Annotated in this window: 13 protein-coding genes; 5 read left to right on the forward strand and 8 right to left on the reverse strand. The window is 63.1% G+C overall.

Features of this window, described 5'->3' with window-relative positions:
* Position 1: 1 nt before the first annotated feature.
* The 4 genes from IVB12_RS37400 to IVB12_RS37415 all read right to left on the reverse strand — a co-directional run bounded on the left by IVB12_RS37400 (position 2) and on the right by IVB12_RS37415 (position 5,380).
* Positions 2–841, reverse strand: coding sequence for an ABC transporter permease (locus tag IVB12_RS37400; RefSeq protein ID WP_247281726.1), 840 nt, complete (start codon positions 839–841; stop codon positions 2–4).
* Positions 838–1,809: an ABC transporter permease gene (locus IVB12_RS37405; RefSeq protein WP_247308001.1), complete on the reverse strand. Its 972-nt coding sequence runs from the start codon at positions 1,807–1,809 to the stop codon at positions 838–840. The genes IVB12_RS37400 and IVB12_RS37405 overlap by 4 nt, the downstream gene beginning before the upstream one ends.
* Positions 1,810–2,008: 199 nt before the next feature.
* Positions 2,009–3,559, reverse strand: a complete 1,551-nt coding sequence (locus tag IVB12_RS37410; protein ID WP_247308004.1) for an ABC transporter substrate-binding protein — start codon at positions 3,557–3,559, stop codon at positions 2,009–2,011.
* 270 nt (positions 3,560–3,829) lie between these two features.
* Positions 3,830–5,380, reverse strand: a complete 1,551-nt coding sequence (locus tag IVB12_RS37415) for a winged helix-turn-helix domain-containing tetratricopeptide repeat protein (protein WP_247308007.1) — start codon at positions 5,378–5,380, stop codon at positions 3,830–3,832.
* 134 nt (positions 5,381–5,514) lie between these two features.
* Here IVB12_RS37415 and mddA point away from each other — a divergent pair, with 134 nt between their 5' ends.
* Both mddA and IVB12_RS37425 read left to right on the forward strand, forming a co-directional pair.
* Entirely contained in the window at positions 5,515–6,300 is a 786-nt protein-coding gene (mddA, locus tag IVB12_RS37420) for a methanethiol S-methyltransferase (protein ID WP_247308020.1), read from the forward strand.
* Positions 6,301–6,385: 85 nt separating this feature from the next.
* Entirely contained in the window at positions 6,386–6,808 is a 423-nt protein-coding gene (locus tag IVB12_RS37425; RefSeq protein ID WP_247308022.1) for a GFA family protein, read from the forward strand.
* A 53-nt stretch (positions 6,809–6,861) separates the two neighbouring features.
* Here IVB12_RS37425 and IVB12_RS37430 read toward each other — a convergent pair whose 3' ends face one another.
* Positions 6,862–8,421, reverse strand: a complete 1,560-nt coding sequence (locus IVB12_RS37430; RefSeq protein WP_247308025.1) for a winged helix-turn-helix domain-containing protein — start codon at positions 8,419–8,421, stop codon at positions 6,862–6,864.
* 371 nt (positions 8,422–8,792) lie between these two features.
* On the opposite strand from IVB12_RS37430, the gene pcaB reads away from it, so the two are divergent.
* The 3 genes from pcaB (at position 8,793) to IVB12_RS37445 (ending at position 12,283) form a co-directional block, all read left to right on the forward strand.
* Complete coding sequence (gene pcaB, locus IVB12_RS37435; protein ID WP_247308028.1) at positions 8,793–10,154, forward strand: 3-carboxy-cis,cis-muconate cycloisomerase; 1,362 nt, start codon at positions 8,793–8,795, stop codon at positions 10,152–10,154.
* Between the two features lie 109 nt (positions 10,155–10,263).
* On the forward strand, positions 10,264–11,520 hold the full coding sequence (locus IVB12_RS37440; RefSeq protein ID WP_247308030.1) for an aminopeptidase: 1,257 nt from the start codon (positions 10,264–10,266) through the stop codon (positions 11,518–11,520).
* A gap of 307 nt (positions 11,521–11,827) precedes the next feature.
* On the forward strand, positions 11,828–12,283 hold the full coding sequence (locus tag IVB12_RS37445; RefSeq protein ID WP_247308033.1) for a cupin domain-containing protein: 456 nt from the start codon (positions 11,828–11,830) through the stop codon (positions 12,281–12,283).
* 85 nt (positions 12,284–12,368) lie between these two features.
* On the opposite strand, the gene IVB12_RS37450 is transcribed toward IVB12_RS37445, so the two are convergent.
* From IVB12_RS37450 to IVB12_RS37460, 3 genes are all read right to left on the reverse strand, one after another.
* On the reverse strand, positions 12,369–13,421 hold the full coding sequence (locus IVB12_RS37450) for an amidohydrolase family protein (protein ID WP_247308036.1): 1,053 nt from the start codon (positions 13,419–13,421) through the stop codon (positions 12,369–12,371).
* A 110-nt stretch (positions 13,422–13,531) separates the two neighbouring features.
* A complete protein-coding gene (locus IVB12_RS37455; RefSeq protein WP_247308039.1) occupies positions 13,532–14,053 on the reverse strand; it encodes a hypothetical protein in 522 nt (173 codons plus the stop codon).
* Between the two features lie 73 nt (positions 14,054–14,126).
* Positions 14,127–15,071 carry an EamA family transporter gene (locus IVB12_RS37460; protein WP_247308042.1) on the reverse strand — a complete coding sequence of 315 codons (945 nt, stop codon included), beginning with the start codon at positions 15,069–15,071 and terminating at the stop codon, positions 14,127–14,129.
* Between the last annotated feature and the right edge of the window lie 60 nt (positions 15,072–15,131).

Genomic DNA, 15,131 nt, shown 5'->3' on the forward strand with positions numbered 1-15,131 from the left:
GTCAGCGCCCCTCCCGAGAGAGTCGCGGATTGAGCGCGTCGTTGAGGCCTTCGCCGATCAAATTGAGGCCGAGCACCGAGATCAGGATGGCCACGCCGGGAAAGACCGTGATCCACCAGGCCTGGCGGATCACGGTGCGGCCGGCGCCGACCATGTAGCCCCAGGAGATCAGATTGGGATCGCCGAGGCCAAGGAACGACAGCGAGGATTCCAAGAGGATTGCGGTCGCCACCATCAGCGAGGCCAGCACGATCACGGGCGACAGTGCGTTCGGCAGGATCTCGCGCAAAATGATCCAGGTGTTGCTCTGTCCCGTGACCACCGCGGCCTGGACATATTCGCGCGTGCGCAGCGACAGCACCTCGCCGCGCACGAGGCGGGCGACCGGGGGCCAGCTCACCACCGCGATCGAAGCCACGATGGAATAGATCGAGGGCTGCAGGATCGCGACCAGCACGATCGCGAGCGCGAAGCTCGGAATGGTCTGAAAGAATTCGGTGAAGCGCATTAAGGCATCGTCGACTTTGCCGCCGAAATAACCGGCCATCGCGCCGATCGGCACGCCGACGATCAAGGCTACGAGCGTCGAGACGAGGCCAACGAGCAGCGACACGCGCGCGCCAAAGATCATGCCGGCGAACACGTCGCGGCCGAGCGCATCGGTGCCGAGCGGCACGGCCTGCAGCGTGAAGGGCGGCAGGAACGGCCGCTGCACCATGCGCCAGGGCGAGTTCGGGAACAGCATCGGCCCGAACACCGCGACCGAGATCGCAAGCAGCAGGATGACGAGCCCAATGACGCCGCTCGGGCTCTTCAGCATCGATTTCCAAAACTGTTTCATGAAGCGAATTCGATGCGCGGGTCGACCAGGCGGTAGACCAGGTCGGTGATGAGGTTGAAGATCAGCACCATGGCGGAGCAGATCACGAAGACGCCGAGCAGCAGGTTGTAGTCGCGTTGGAGTAGCGCGTCGTACATCAGCCGGCCGATGCCGGGCCAGGCGAACACGGTCTCGGTGATGACGGCGCCCCCGATCAGCGTGCCGGAATGCACGCCGGCGAGCGTCACGACCGGCAGCAGCGCGTTGCGCAGCACGTGGCGGCGCTGGATCACGGCGTCGGACAGGCCCTTGGCGCGCGCGGTCTTGACGAAGTCGAGCCGCTTTACCTCGAGCATCGAGGCGCGCGTCATGCGGGTGTAGGTCGCCATGAAGAACAGCCCGAGGGTCATCGCCGGCATGATCAGGTGCTTTGCGACGTCGATCGCGCGGGCAAGGCCGGTGAGATTGGCGCCGACCGTCTCGTAGCCGAAGCTCGGCAGCCAATCCATGGTGACCGAGAACAGCAGGATCCCCATCAGCGCCACCCAGAAGATCGGCATGGCGTAGAAGATCAGTGCAAAGACGGTGATGGCCGTGTCGAGGAAGGTTCCGGCAAAGCGCGCGGCGAAGGTGCCGAAGAGAATGCCGAGCACGAGCGAGATCGCGAATGCGGTCAGTGTCAGCAGCAGCGTTGCCGGCAGCCGTTCGCCGATCAGCTTTGCGACCGGCGCCTGCTGGCGGAAGGAAAAGCCGAGGTCGAGAGTGACGACGCCCTTGACGTAGATGAAGAGCTGCTCGGGCGTTGGCTTGTCGAGGCCGAACTTTTCCCGGAGCTGCTTGACGAAGATCGGGTCGCTGGCGCCGGCTTCGCCCGCCATCACCACCGCAGGGTCGCCGGGCGCAAGTCGGATCAGGAAGAAATTGAGGACGATGATCGCGAGCAGGACGATCACGCCCTTTAGGACACGCTGAGCGACGAAGGAGAGCATAATTAGATGGCGATCAGATCAGGTTGAACGCAGCGGCGATCGCGGTGCGCTCCCTCTCTCGCTTGCGGGAGAGGGTAGGGGAGAGGGTATTTCCGCAGAGAGGACACCGGGTGGAGAAAGCCCTCTCCCGCCGCGCTCTGCGAGCGCGTCGACCTCCGCCGCAAGCCGGGAAGGTGAAACAAGCGTGCGGCGTGCACCATCACTTGTCGAGCCATGCGTCCTTGAAGCCATCATTGACCCCGATCCCCGTGGTGATCAGGTTCTTGACCTTGCAGCGCATGATGGTCGGGAATTGCAGCTCGAGCATCCAGGCCACCGGCACGTCTTCGACCAGGATCTTCTGTGCCTTCTCATAGATCTCCTTGCGCTTGGAGTCCGGGGTCGCGACGGCGCCGTCGGCGAATAGGTTGTCGATCTCCGGGTTGGAGTAGCCTTCGACGTTATTGAAGACTTGGCCCTTGGCGATGGCGCTGGAGACGTAATTGCGTCCTACCCCGAGTGCGGGATCGCCGTACTGATAGAGATAGGTAAAGGCGATGTCATAGTCCCAGTCGCCGATCTTCTGGTTGCCGCCAGCAACGTCGGTGGCAATCGTCTCGATGTTGATACCGGCGTCCTGGAGGTTCTGCTTCACCGCTTCACCCCAGCGCTGCCAGGTTTCGCCATAGGCCAGCGGCAACAGGCGGATCTTCTCGCCCTTGTAGCCGGCTTCCTTCAGCAGCGACTTGGCCTTTGCCGGATCGTACGGGTATTTTTTCACGTCGTCGGTGTAATATTTGATGGTCGAGGCCGACGGGCCGGTCGCGACCTTGCCGAGCCCGTTCCAGATGACGTCCTTGGCGAAATCGCGGTCGATTGCATACATGACCGCCTGCCGCACCCGCTTGTCCGCGAGCGGACCCTGGCGGTTATTGAGCCAGAGCCAGGCCAACGGGGAGAAGAACTCCCAGCCGGCACCGGTGACGCAGGTGTCTTTCAGCTTGGACAGCCGCGGCACGTCGAAATTCTCGACCGAGCCGCCGGGCAGCACGTCGACCTTGCCGGTCTCATACGCCACCGAGCGCGCCGCGGCGTCAGGAATGATCTGCCAGTAGATCTCGTCGAGATAGGGCTTGCCCTTCTCATGGTAGTTCGGGTTCTTGACCAGGCGGATGAACGAGCCCTTCTGCCACTCCTTGAACATGAAGGGACCGGTGCCGATCGGCGCGTTGTTGTAGGGATTGGTCTTGAAGTCGGTCCCTTCATAAAGATGCTTCGGCACCATCGGCATCGAGCCAACCTCGAAGATGCCGAGAAACGGGCCGAACGGCTGCTTCAGCGTAAAGACCACCGTGTAGTCGTCGGGCGCCTCGACCTTGTCGACCTGGGCGAGGTTGTTGCGGGCGCGCGCGTGGGTCTGCCTCAGCATCTCGACCGAGAACAGCACGTCTGCGGCGGTGAAGGGCTTGCCGTCATGCCAGGTCACGCCCTTCCTGAGCTTGAAGGCGTAGGTTTTCGCGTCCTCGCTTACGCTCCAGCTCTCGGCGAGCTCCGGCTGCGGCTCGAGCTTGGGGCTGTAGCGCAGCAGCCCCTCGAAGATGTTGCCCGACACCATCTGGGTCGGACCGTTCTGGACTATTGCAAGCATCAGGCCGGGCGGCTCGGGCTGGATCACGGCATTGATCACGCCTCCTGTTTTCGGCTCTTGCGCCGGCGCCGGGGCCGTGAGGCCGCAAGCCAGGAGGAGACCAAGCAACACTCGTTTCGGCATGTCTAAACTTTATCAAGCGAGGTCAGCCGGTAACGCTTCGCAACGTGCTCGCGCGCAAAGCGACGGCCGGCCCATCCCAGTCCCCATCCGGTAGCGAGGCTCACATAGTCTCGCTCGGCGCCGCAAGATGAAAGTCGCGACAACGTTCGCACAAAAAATGTACAGCGTGTCCTGTTTTGATTTATCTGCCGCTTATCGCTGTGTAGCGCTGATGTCGGTCGTTGGCCGACATGACCCGCGGCTAGCGACACAGCGTCGCGGGCAGGCCCGTCATCGCAACCCCGCCCGCCGAAATCCTTCCAGATAGTGATTGCGGTCGGCGTCATTGGCCCACGGCAGTTGCGTCGCGATCCAGTGCAGCGAGATTCCGGGCTGGGCGCGGCGGAGTTCGCTCAGCGCCATCTCTGCAAGCTTTGCGTCCCCGGTCATGCCGGCGGAGACCGCGAGCACGCGGTAGGCGCCGGTGAGGTCGCCGCGGTGCCGGATCGCCTCGCGCGCGAGCGCGATCGCCTCGTCATAGTGCCGGTCGGTAAAGCGCGCATAGCCTGCAATGCCGTGATAGATCGCCAGCGAGGGATCGCGCGGCGAGAGCCGGATTGCCGTCTGCGCCGCCTCGAACGATTCCTTCGAGCGTCCGGCATAAGACAGTGCCAGCGCGTAATAGCCCTGCGCCAGCGAGAAGTTCGGATTGAGCGCGAGCGCCTGCTCGAACTCGGACAGTGCGTCGGCCAGCCTACGTGTCGAGAACAGGACGCTCCCGAGCGCGGCATGCGCCCAGGCATCCTCATGGTCGCAGCGCACGGCAGCGAGCGCGGCGGCTTCCGCCACTGGCGCCACCGCGGCAAGCTCGGCCCAGCCGAGATGCACGCCGAACATATGATTTGCCGCCAACACCGACAGCGCCTGACCATAATTCGGATCGATTCCGATCGCGCGCTCCAGCAGCGTCCGGGCGGCCTCGTGATCCTGCCGCGTCACGCGCCAGTAGTGCGACAGTGCCCGCATCAGCAGATCCCAGGCGTCCAGGCTCGCAGGCGGCTTGCGGTGAGCGCGAAAATTTTCGGCCGCGTGGATCTGCGGCTCGATCGCCGCCACGATCGCGTTGGTGATCTCGTCCTGCACGGCAAAGACGTCGATCAGCTCGCGGTCGTAGCGCTCGGCCCAGAGATGGCTGCCCGACGTGGCATCGTTGAGCTGTGCGGTGATGCGCACCCGGTTGTCCGCCTTGCGCACGCTGCCCTCGACGATGTAGCGGACGCCGAGTTCCTCGGCGATCTGCCTGATGTGGACCGCGCGTCCCTTGTAGGTGAAAGACGAGTTGCGGGCGATCACCATGAACCAGCGCTGTTTCGACAGCGCGGTGAGGATGTCCTCGCTGATGCCGTCGCCGAAATAGTCCTGCGCGGGATCGCCGCTCATGTTCTCGAAGGCGAGCACCGCGACTGCCGGGCGGTCTGTGGCGGTGTGCGGCCGGGCAGAAACGGATATGGCGGGCGCAGGCGACGCCGCCACCTCTTCCTGGACCTCGCCGACGAAACGAAAGCCTTTGCGCGGAATGGTCTTGATCAGCCGCTGGGTCGCGCCGTCGTCGCCGATCGCCTTGCGCGCGGCGTTGATCCGGCTGTTCAGGGCGGAATCGGAGACGATGCGGTCGCTCCAGATCTGGCTGATCAGGTCATCCTTACTGACCACACGCGCGCGTTGAGCAACCAGATAGAGCAACAGATCGAACACCTGCGGCTGCAACGGCACGGCTATCCCGGCGCAGGTGAGTTCCCGCAGGTCGCCGTCGAGCACGTTGTTTTCAAAGCAAAATCGCACGTTTTGTGTCGTCTCAAGCAAAAATCAATGGCGTCTCAGGCGAAAATCAATTGTCGGCGAAAGTCTCAGGCCCGTCCGAAGCGCATGGTGGGGCGACCACATAGTGCCGATGTTTTGGCACAACGGAGCTTTCCATGTCTCAGATTGATCAGGTTCATTCGATCAGCCCGGCGGTTGCGGGCTCACGCATGTTCAAGTTCGTCGCCTTTCTGTACGGAATTGCGGCATATCTCGTGTTTTTCGTCACCATTCTCTACGCCATCGGCTTCGTCATGGGGCTGGTCGTGCCGAAGACCATCGACACCGGAACCGCCACGCCCCCGCTTGAGGCCGTCATCATCAATCTCCTCCTGATGACCCTGTTCGCCATCCAGCACAGCGTGATGGCGCGTCAGAGCTTCAAGGCCTGGTGGACGCAGTTCGTCCCGAAGCCGGTCGAGCGCAGCACCTATGTGCTGCTGGCGAGCCTGTCGTTGCTGCTCCTGTTCTGGCAGTGGCGGCCGCTGCCTTCAGTCGTTTGGGAGGTCCAGGATCCCGATTTTGCCGTGACGCTGGTCACGCTGTCCTTCGCAGGCTGGGTGCTGGTTTTCACCTCGACCTACATGATCAACCATTTCGAGCTGTTCGGCCTGCATCAGGTGACCAACCATCTCGTCGGCAAGGAAGCGGCGCCTGCGCGGTTCAAGACCCCGCTGCTCTATAAATTCGTTCGTCATCCGATCTATCTCGGCTTCATCATCGCGTTCTGGGCGGCGCCGGTCATGACCGCGGGCCATCTGCTGTTCGCCGCCGTGACCACGCTCTACATCTTCGTCGGCATCGCGCTGGAGGAGCGCGACCTCGTCGCTCTCTTCGGCGACGAGTACCGGCAGTACAAACAACGCGTGTCGATGCTTATTCCCTGGCGCAGATCGGTATAGTCTTCGCCTCGCGCCAGGCGTCCACCGAAAGGAGGACGCGTGGCTGGCCCGACCAGCAATATCGATCCCAATGGAGACGAGCAAAATGAAACATGTCGGAAACTGCTTCTGTGGCGCGGTCACGATCGAGGTCACGGGCGAGCCGGAGGCGATGGGCTATTGCCATTGCCGTTCTTGCAGGTCGTGGTCGGGCGGACCGGTGAATGCCTTCAGCCTGTGGAAGCCCGAGGCGGTGCGCATCACCGAAGGCGCCCAGAACGTCGAGACCTTCGCCAAGACGCCGCTCAGCCAACGCAAATATTGCAAGAAGTGCGGCGGTCATCTCATGACCAACCACCCGCCGCTCGGCCTGATCGACGTCTTCACCGCCACCATCCCCACGCTCGCATTTTCGCCAGGCGTCCACGTCAATTATGCGGAGACGGTGCTGCCGATGCGCGACGGCCTGCCCAAGCTGAAGGACTTTCCCGCCGAGTTTGGCGGCAGCGGCGAGATGATGCAGGAGTAGGACTTTTCTTGCCCTCCCCTGGAGGCCCCCAGGGGCCGGTAAGCTGTGGCGAGCTACCTCATCCCTGCGCGCCGCAGCCCTTCCAGGTAATGCGCGCGATCCTCGTCGCGTAGCATCGGCAGCTCGCGCGTGATCCAGGCAAGCGAAATGCCAGGCTGGGCGCGGCGCAGGCCGTCCAGGGCGGAGGCGGCAAGGGCCGCATTTCCCGATATACCGGCGGCGGCTGTCAGCACACGATGCGCGCCGACGAAATCGCTGCGTTGCCGCAGCGACTCGCGCGCCATCTGCACGGCTCCTTCGTAGTCGCGGCCGATGAACCGGGCGTAGGCCGCAACTCCACCATAGATCGCGGCGAGCGGATCGCGCGGGCTCAGCCGCAGCGCACGGCGCGCGGCGGCGTCGCCGTCCTGCCATCGCCCCGCGTAGCACAGCGTCACGCCGTAGAAGGCGTACGCCATCGCGAAATTCGGATTGAGCTTGAGAGCCAGATCGAACTCCGCCAGTGCGTCGTCGAAGCGGCGGCGGAACAGATAAGTATAGGCGAGGCCGTGATGCGCCCAGGCATCGTCGCGATCGGCCTCCACCGCGGCCAGCGCTGCGCGTTCGGCGATCGGCACGGTCGCAGCCATTTCCGCCCAGCCCATATGCGCACCGAAGATGTGGCTGGTCGCGAGCAGGCCCAGCGCCTTGCCATAGGCGGGATCGATCGCGATTGCCTTTTCCAGCAGCTCCTGCGCAGCGGCATTGTCCTCGCGCGTGATGCGCCAGTAATGCGACAATGCGCGCATCACCAGATCCCAGGCATCCAGGCTGCCCGGCGGTTTCTGCTGCGCGCGAAAGCTCTCGGCGGCGTAGAGCTGCGGTTCGATCGCCGCGACGATCGCCTCGGTGATCTCGTCCTGCACGGCGAAGACGTCGGCGAGCTCGCGGTCGTAGCGCTCCGCCCACAGATGGCTGCCGGTCGAGGCATCGTTGAGCTGCGCCGAGATACGCAGGCGCTCGCCGCTGCGCCGCACGCTGCCTTCGATCACGTAGCGCACACCGAGCTCGCGTGCGACCTCGTGGATGTGCACAGCGCGCCCCTTGTAGACAAAGGACGAGTTGCGCGCGACGACGAAGAACCAGCGCAGCTTCGACAGGGCGGTGATGATATCCTCGCTGATGCCGTCGGAAAAATAGTCCTGCTCGCGGTCGCCGCTCATGTTGGTGAAGGGCAGCACGGCGATTGCGGGCCGGTCGGGTAGCGCGAGCGTGGTCTGCGCCACCGGCGCCGCGGGACCGGGTTCCTGAACGGCCGCGCCGCGCTTTGCCTCGACGTCGCCAACGAAGCGAAAGCCCTTGCGCGCGATGGTGCGGATCAGCGCCTGGTTCGCGCCATTGTCACCGATCGCCTTGCGTGCCGCGTTGATCCGGCTGGTCAGCGTCGATTCGGAGACGCTGCGGCCGTGCCAGATCTTGTCGATCAGCTCACCCTTGCTGACCACCCGGTCGCGGTTCTCCATGAGATGCACGACCAGATCGAAAACCTGAGGTTCCACGGCAACGGGAACCTGCTCGCGGCTCAGCTCGCGCCGGTCGGTATCGAGGAGATGGTCCCGGAACAGAAATTGCACGTCGAAAACTCAGTCCTTCCCACGACATCGGGCAATACTAAAACCAAATGGATTTCGACTTGAAAATCTGTAAGTCCGCCGAAGGGGCTGTCAGGTTCACCACGATCGCGTGATGCCAGTTATGCTGTCTTCGGATGGGGAATACGACCTCGATAGAATGTGGAGGCTTGGCGCAGAATGCCGCTGGGTTAATCCGCAAGTGTAGCTGCGTCCGCAGTGTCGGACACTTCCCCAGCGTCGTCCTGGCGAATGCCCGGCGAATGCCCGTGGGCATCCGCCAGGACGACCCGGTCGTATGGCAGGCATTGTCGAATAGCATGGCCCGCGTAAGCTGCCTTCACAGAGAACACTCCAACCACGAAGAAATGCCCATGCCCGCTTTTCCCACTGGGACCACCGTGCTCGACTCCATGCTGTTCCGCGACGCCTTCGGCACGCCTGAGATGCGGGAAGTGTTCTCCGATCTCGCGCTGGTGGCGCGCTATGCCGAGGTCGAGGTGGCGTTGGCGAAGGCAGAGGCCAGATGCGGCGTGATACCGCAGGACGCCGCTGATCAGATCTCGGCCGGGACCAATGTTTCCGCGCTCGATTTCGATCTGTTGCGGCAGGAGACCGACATCGTGGGCTATCCGATCCTGCCGCTGGTGCATCAGATGGTGAAGCAGTGCGGCGAGTCTGGCCGCTACGTGCATTGGGGCGCGACCACGCAGGACATCATGGACACCGCGGTGGTCCTGCAACTGCGTGCCGGGCTCGAGATCGTCGAAAGGGACATTGCCGAACTGCGCCGGATTCTTGCAGACCTGTCCAAGCGTTATCGCGATACGCCGATGGCGGGCCGCACCCATCTGCAGCAGGCGCTGCCGGTGACGTTTGGCTACAAGACCGCGATCTGGCTCGCGATGTTCGACCGTCATGCCGAGCGTCTGGCGCAGTTGAAGCCGCGCGTCCTGGTCGGCCAGTTTGCCGGCGCTGCCGGCACGCTGGCTTCGCTCGGCGACAAGGGATTCGAGGTGCAGGAGGCGCTCTGCGCCGAGCTGAAGCTCGGCGTTCCCGCCTCGACCTGGCACGTCGCGCGCGACGGCTTTGCCGAGGCCGTGAACTTCCTGGCGCTCGTCACCGGCTCGCTCGGCAAGATCGCGCTCGACATCATGATCATGGCTTCGACCGAGTTTGCCGAGGTCTACGAACCCTTCGTCAAGGGGCGCGGCGCCTCCTCCACCATGCCGCAGAAGCGCAACCCGATCTCCTCCGAACTGATGCTTGCGGCGTCCAAGGCGGTGCGCCAGCATGCAGGCCTGATGCTGGATGCGATGGTGCAGGATTTCGAGCGCGCCACCGGCCCCTGGCACGCCGAATGGATGGCAATCCCAGAAAGCTTCGTGCTGACCGCCGGCGCGCTGCACCAGGCGAAGTTTGCGCTCGCAGGCCTCATCGTGGATGAGGCGAAGATGAACGACAATCTCGCCATCAGCCGCGGCCTGATCGTGGCCGAAGCGGTCATGATGGGGCTCGCGCCGCAAATCGGGCGGCAGGAGGCGCATGACATGGTCTATGACGCCTGCCGGCTCGCCAGTGAGAAAAGTCTGTCGCTGGCGGATGCGCTTTCATCCGACTCCCGCGTCTTGAACTGCATCGACCGTGCCACAATCGAGGCACTCACCTCGCCAAGAAATTACCTCGGCCTTGCGCCGGCCATGGTCGACCGGGTGTTGAAATCGGCAACGCGTTGAAAACCAACATGCGTGAAACTGCGTATCTTATCGCTGTCGCAAGGTGCTCGCGCACTTGCGCCTTGCGATCCTAGGCTTAGATTGAACGAGAGACGGCAGAGGGCCCCGTATGACTGATCACCGCAATTCCGCTTCTCCCATCGATCCCGCGAAACTCGACCGGCTGGCCGAGGTGGCGGTGAAGGTGGGGCTGGGTTTGCGGCCGGGGCAGGATCTTCTTCTGACGGCGCCTGCGATCGCGCTGCCGCTGGTGCGGCGGATCGCCGTGCACGCCTACAAGGCCGGCGCCGGGATCGTAACGCCGATCCTGTCGGATGAGGAGATGACGCTGGCGCGCTACCGCTTCGGTCACGACGATAGTTTCGATCGTGCTGCCGGCTGGCTGTATGAGGGCATGGCCAAGGCATTCTCGGACAACACCGCACGGCTCGCCATCGTCGGCGACAATCCGATGCTGCTGTCGGGCGAGGATCCCTCCAAGGTGGCGCGCGCCAGCAAGGCCAATTCCATGGCCTATCAACCGGCGCTGGAAAAAATCGTCAATTTCGACACCAACTGGAACATCATTGCTTACCCGAGCCCGTCCTGGGCCAGGCAGGTGTTTCCTGACGATCCTGAGGACGTCGCAATCGGCAAGCTCGCGGATGCAATCTTTGCGGCGTCCCGCGTCGACCGTGAAGACGCGATTAGCAACTGGGCGAGCCACAATGCGGTGCTGCGCGAGCGCACCAGCTGGCTCAATGGCCAGCGTTTCCGCGCGCTGCAATATTCGGGGCCGGGCACCGACCTCACCATCGGACTTGCCGATGGCCATGAATGGGAGGGCGGCGCCTCGCTCTCCAAGAACGGCATCAGCTGCAACGCCAACATCCCGACCGAAGAGGTCTTCACCACGCCGCATTGCCGCCGCGTCTACGGCCACGTCGTGAGCTCGAAGCCGCTGTCCTACCAGGGCACCCTGATCGACAACATCTCGGTGCGCTTCGAGGACGGCAAGATCGTCGACGCAAAGGCCTCGCGCGGCGCGGAGGTGCTGAATAAGGTGCTCGACACCGACGAGGGCGCGCGCCGCCTCGGCGAGGTGGCGCTGGTGCCGCATTCCTCGCCGATCTCGCAGAGCGGACTGTTGTTCTACAACACGCTGTTCGACGAGAACGCGGCGTCCCACATCGCGCTCGGCCAGTGCTACTCGAAATGCTTCGTCAACGGCGCGCAGCTCACGCCGCAGCAGATCGCCGCGCAGGGCGGCAACCAGAGCCTGATCCATATCGACTGGATGATCGGCTCGGCCGAGACCGACATCGACGGCATTCTCGCCGACGGCAGCAAGGTGCCGGTGTTCCGCAAGGGCGAGTGGGCGAAGTAACCTGCTTTACCTCTCTTGTAGGAGAGGTGAGCACGGTGGTTCGCTGTCAGAACCTCGAGCGCGAGGAGCCTCCATGACTCCCTCGATGGTCACGTTCGCGCATTTTGTCGCACCCCCGGAAAAGATGGGTTCACATAGGCCAATTGGCAGGAAATCACGGCGTTAACGCGCTTTGCGGCTTCAACTACGGTCGATTGTCGAGGCCTGCGTAAGGAAGAATTAAAAGCCGATCACTAGCGTTGCGAGGATCATTGAAACAATCCGGGCTCCGACCCGGTCAAACTTATTTCATTCCCTGAGGAAACAGATGTCGCGCGCCATGATTGAGATCGGCAGTTGCAATGTGGATCTGGAGCTGCGGCCGATCGAGCCGTCCTGGATCATCGAGGGTAACCCGGTGTCGCGCTCGCGCGTCCTGTCCACCAGCGCCGACGGCACGGCCCAAACCATCATCTGGGCCTGCACTGAAGGGCGCTTCAACTGGTACTACGATATCGACGAGACGATCATGATCATGGAAGGATCGATCGTGCTCGAAAGCGACGGTATGCCGCCGAAGCGCTACGGTCCCGGCGACGTCATTTTCTTCCGCGACGGCGCGCATGCCAAATGGCATGTCGAAGGGCACGTCAAGAAGATCGCCTTCTGCCGCAAGACCAATCCGGTGATGATCGGCCTTCTGATCCGTGTGGTCAACAAGCTCAAGAAGATGTTCACCTCCAGCGGCGAGCGCCGTCCAGCTTCGTTGATGGGCGCCGGCTAGAGCCCGAACAATACGTTTTCAAGGACGCTTCCCAGCGGCTACGACGGAAGAGGGGTCGGGATCAACATCCCGGCCCCTCTTCTCGTCACGACGGCAGTTCGAGCCGATAGAAATCGATCGCGGTCTGCGAGAACAGCGCCGTCTTTTCGGCCTCGCTCAGGGCCGCTGCGATGCGCTTGAAGGCGTTGAAGATCACGTGATAGCTGCACTGGCCCTTGTCCGGCGGGAAATTGCTCTCGAACATCGCGCGCCTCGGGCCAAATGCCTCGATGCAGGTTTCGACATAAGGCCGCCAGGCTGTGGCAAGCTCCTCGGATGATGGCGGCCTCTCGCGCAGATGGAAGTCATAGCCGAGCAGGCACATCGCGAGCCCGCCGAGCTTAACCACCACGTTCTCGCATTTCGCGATCTCGCGGATCGAGGCGCGCCATTGCGAAAACACCTCCTCGCGCCGTCCCGCAAAGCGGCCGACGCCGGCGGGGCCGCCACAATGGTCGAGCACGATTCTGGTGTCGGGGAAGGCGCGCGCAAGCTCGGTCAACTCCCCGATCTGCGGATGAAACAGCCAGGCATCGAAGCTGAGGTTCAGCGGCGCGAGGCAGGCAAATCCCTTGCGGAAGGTCGAATCCTGCAAAAGGCCCTTCGGCCGGTTCGCATACATGCCGGCGACGACGGGGTCTTCGTCCCAGGCCGAGGAATGCCTGATGCCGCGGAAGCGGCCGTTGCCCGCCGCGATCTCCGCTTCCAGCACCGGCTTGGCCGCGTCGCCCAGCAGCAGATTGGCGTGGCTGACGATGCCCGCACAGATCGCCGCCCTGCCGTAACCACCGCTCGCGCTCATCGCGGCGACGCCATTGGCGAACTCGACCTCGCCGACGGGCCGGAACGCCTCTGGCCCATGCGCACGATACATCGAGCGGCAATCGACGTAGACGGTTGCGACGACGTTGTGGCCGGAGGCGATGTCGGCCGCCATCTCCTCGATCAGATAGCGGTGCCCGCGATTCCAGAGATGGTGGTGAGGATCGACGATCGGCCGGGGCGCATCGATGATCTCCTCCTGGTGCTGCGCAAGCCAGTCCTCGCGCGGCTCGACAAACAGTCCGCTCGTATTGGCGGGCAACCCACTTGCGGCCATCGGCGTTCGCTCCCTCTGTTTTTGTGCTGAGAGCCTAACACCTCATTTCGTCACGCGGCAGCGCGCGTCATGCAACCGCACCCGTCATCGCGAGCACAGCGGCACCCTCGTCAGCCCTCGCGCCGCTTTGCTTTCACATCGACCATCAGCCGCCAGTCCGCTACGGCGGCCGGCCTGACCTCCCCGAGCCAGTGGAAGGAATCGTCGGTGATCTCCGTAAAGCTCCAGCGCGTCAGCTCACCGGCTTCGGTCGTGCCTTCCTGTACGATATCGTCGCCGCGCGGACGGCCGATCTGCTGGCGGAACACGCTGCGGCCTGGATCGAACCAGGAAATCCGCCACGCGGCAATGGTTGGGTCATAGACACGTAGCGTCGTGCCGTACCAATTGCCGGCGATCGGAAAGGCCGGGCTGCCGGCGGGACGAGGAATCATCCAGACGTCCTGCACGGCGCGCCCCTCCAGTACCCAGCCGAAATGGATTTCGCCTGACGCTGTGTGTTTGGTTCCATCGAGCCCGTGGGCGGTGATTTCGGCGTCCCAGTCGCCGACAAAACGACCGTAAAGCTGCAGCGCCGCCGCGTGCTCTGGGTTCGGTCCGTCCGCATGCAACAGTCTCGCAAAATCTGTCATGTCGATCTCCTCTTGCGACGAGATCAGCACGAACGTGCCTTAGTGACTTGGAGAAAATTGCCGTCCGCGGTCGTCAGGTCTGGCGTGGCGACAGATGCCTCACGCCGCGATCGGTCGCGTCGTTCGTTCGCCGGCTCGCTGAACGTTCCGCCAGCCAGATGACGATGATGGAGACAATGACGAGGCCCGCGCCAAGCAGCATCAGACGTGAAAATGGCTCGCCCAGTATGACAGTACCGAGCAGCACTGCGATCACCGGGTTGACGAAAGTGTAGGTCGATACGAACGAGGTCGAGACGTTTTCCAGTAGCCAATTGTAGGCGACGAATCCGATCACGCTGCCTGAGATGATCAGCCAAAGCGCCGCCGCAAGCGAAGTCAGCGAGACGTCGCTCGGCCTGAAGCTTCCGATCTCGCCGGTCAGCCAACTGATTGCGAACAACACGGCACCGCCGATCGTAAGCTGCATGCCCGACAGCAGGATGGCCGACGCCTGGTGCGACATGCTCCGGGACAGGACGGTCCCGACCGACCATGACAAGGCCGCAGCCAGGAGAAGGACGACGGGAAGAATGCTGATGCCGGCCTGCTCGACGTTCTGCCGCGCCACGAGGCCAACGCCGAAGAAGCCGGGCACGAGCGCCAGCAGGGCGAGGGGCTTTGGTCGCTGATCGCCGGGGAACAAGACATCGATCAGCAAGATCCAGAACGGGATGGTAGCGAGCACGATCGCTGCCGCGCCCGAAGGAATCGATTGCTGGGCATAAGCGAGCACGCCGTGGCAGCCGACGAAGAAGAGCAGTCCGCAAAGGCTCGCCCGCGCCCACGCCTGCGAGGATATGCTTGCGACCTGCCCACCGCTCATCGCCAATAGCGCAATGCCGCCGCAGAACGAGCGGAGCGCCATCAGCAAAAATGGCGGGATCGATTTTAGGCCCAATGTGATGGCAAAGTAGGTGGAACCCCACAGCAAATATATCGCGGTGAATGAGCCGAGGATAAGAAACCGTCTGCTCATGATTGCTCCGACCAAGGATGATCTTGAAGCAAACCAAGTCAGAGGACGTTCATGTGTTCC

It is taken from the genome of Bradyrhizobium sp. 179, from assembly GCF_023073535.1.
GTDB lineage: Bacteria > Pseudomonadota > Alphaproteobacteria > Rhizobiales > Xanthobacteraceae > Bradyrhizobium.

Bases quoted from the DNA above. Each gene is read 5' to 3' on its own strand.
- IVB12_RS37400 (WP_247281726.1), bottom strand. From the start codon at position 841: ATGAAACAGTTTTGGAAATCGATGCTGAAGAGCCCGAGCGGCGTCATT.
- IVB12_RS37405 (WP_247308001.1), bottom strand. From the start codon at position 1,809: ATGCTCTCCTTCGTCGCTCAGCGTGTCCTAAAGGGCGTGATCGTCCTG.
- IVB12_RS37410 (WP_247308004.1), bottom strand. From the start codon at position 3,559: ATGCCGAAACGAGTGTTGCTTGGTCTCCTCCTGGCTTGCGGCCTCACG.
- mddA (WP_247308020.1), top strand. From the start codon at position 5,515: ATGTCTCAGATTGATCAGGTTCATTCGATCAGCCCGGCGGTTGCGGGC.
- IVB12_RS37425 (WP_247308022.1), top strand. From the start codon at position 6,386: ATGAAACATGTCGGAAACTGCTTCTGTGGCGCGGTCACGATCGAGGTC.
- pcaB (WP_247308028.1), top strand. From the start codon at position 8,793: ATGCCCGCTTTTCCCACTGGGACCACCGTGCTCGACTCCATGCTGTTC.
- IVB12_RS37440 (WP_247308030.1), top strand. From the start codon at position 10,264: ATGACTGATCACCGCAATTCCGCTTCTCCCATCGATCCCGCGAAACTC.
- IVB12_RS37445 (WP_247308033.1), top strand. From the start codon at position 11,828: ATGTCGCGCGCCATGATTGAGATCGGCAGTTGCAATGTGGATCTGGAG.
- IVB12_RS37450 (WP_247308036.1), bottom strand. From the start codon at position 13,421: ATGGCCGCAAGTGGGTTGCCCGCCAATACGAGCGGACTGTTTGTCGAG.
- IVB12_RS37455 (WP_247308039.1), bottom strand. From the start codon at position 14,053: ATGACAGATTTTGCGAGACTGTTGCATGCGGACGGACCGAACCCAGAG.
- IVB12_RS37460 (WP_247308042.1), bottom strand. From the start codon at position 15,071: ATGAGCAGACGGTTTCTTATCCTCGGCTCATTCACCGCGATATATTTG.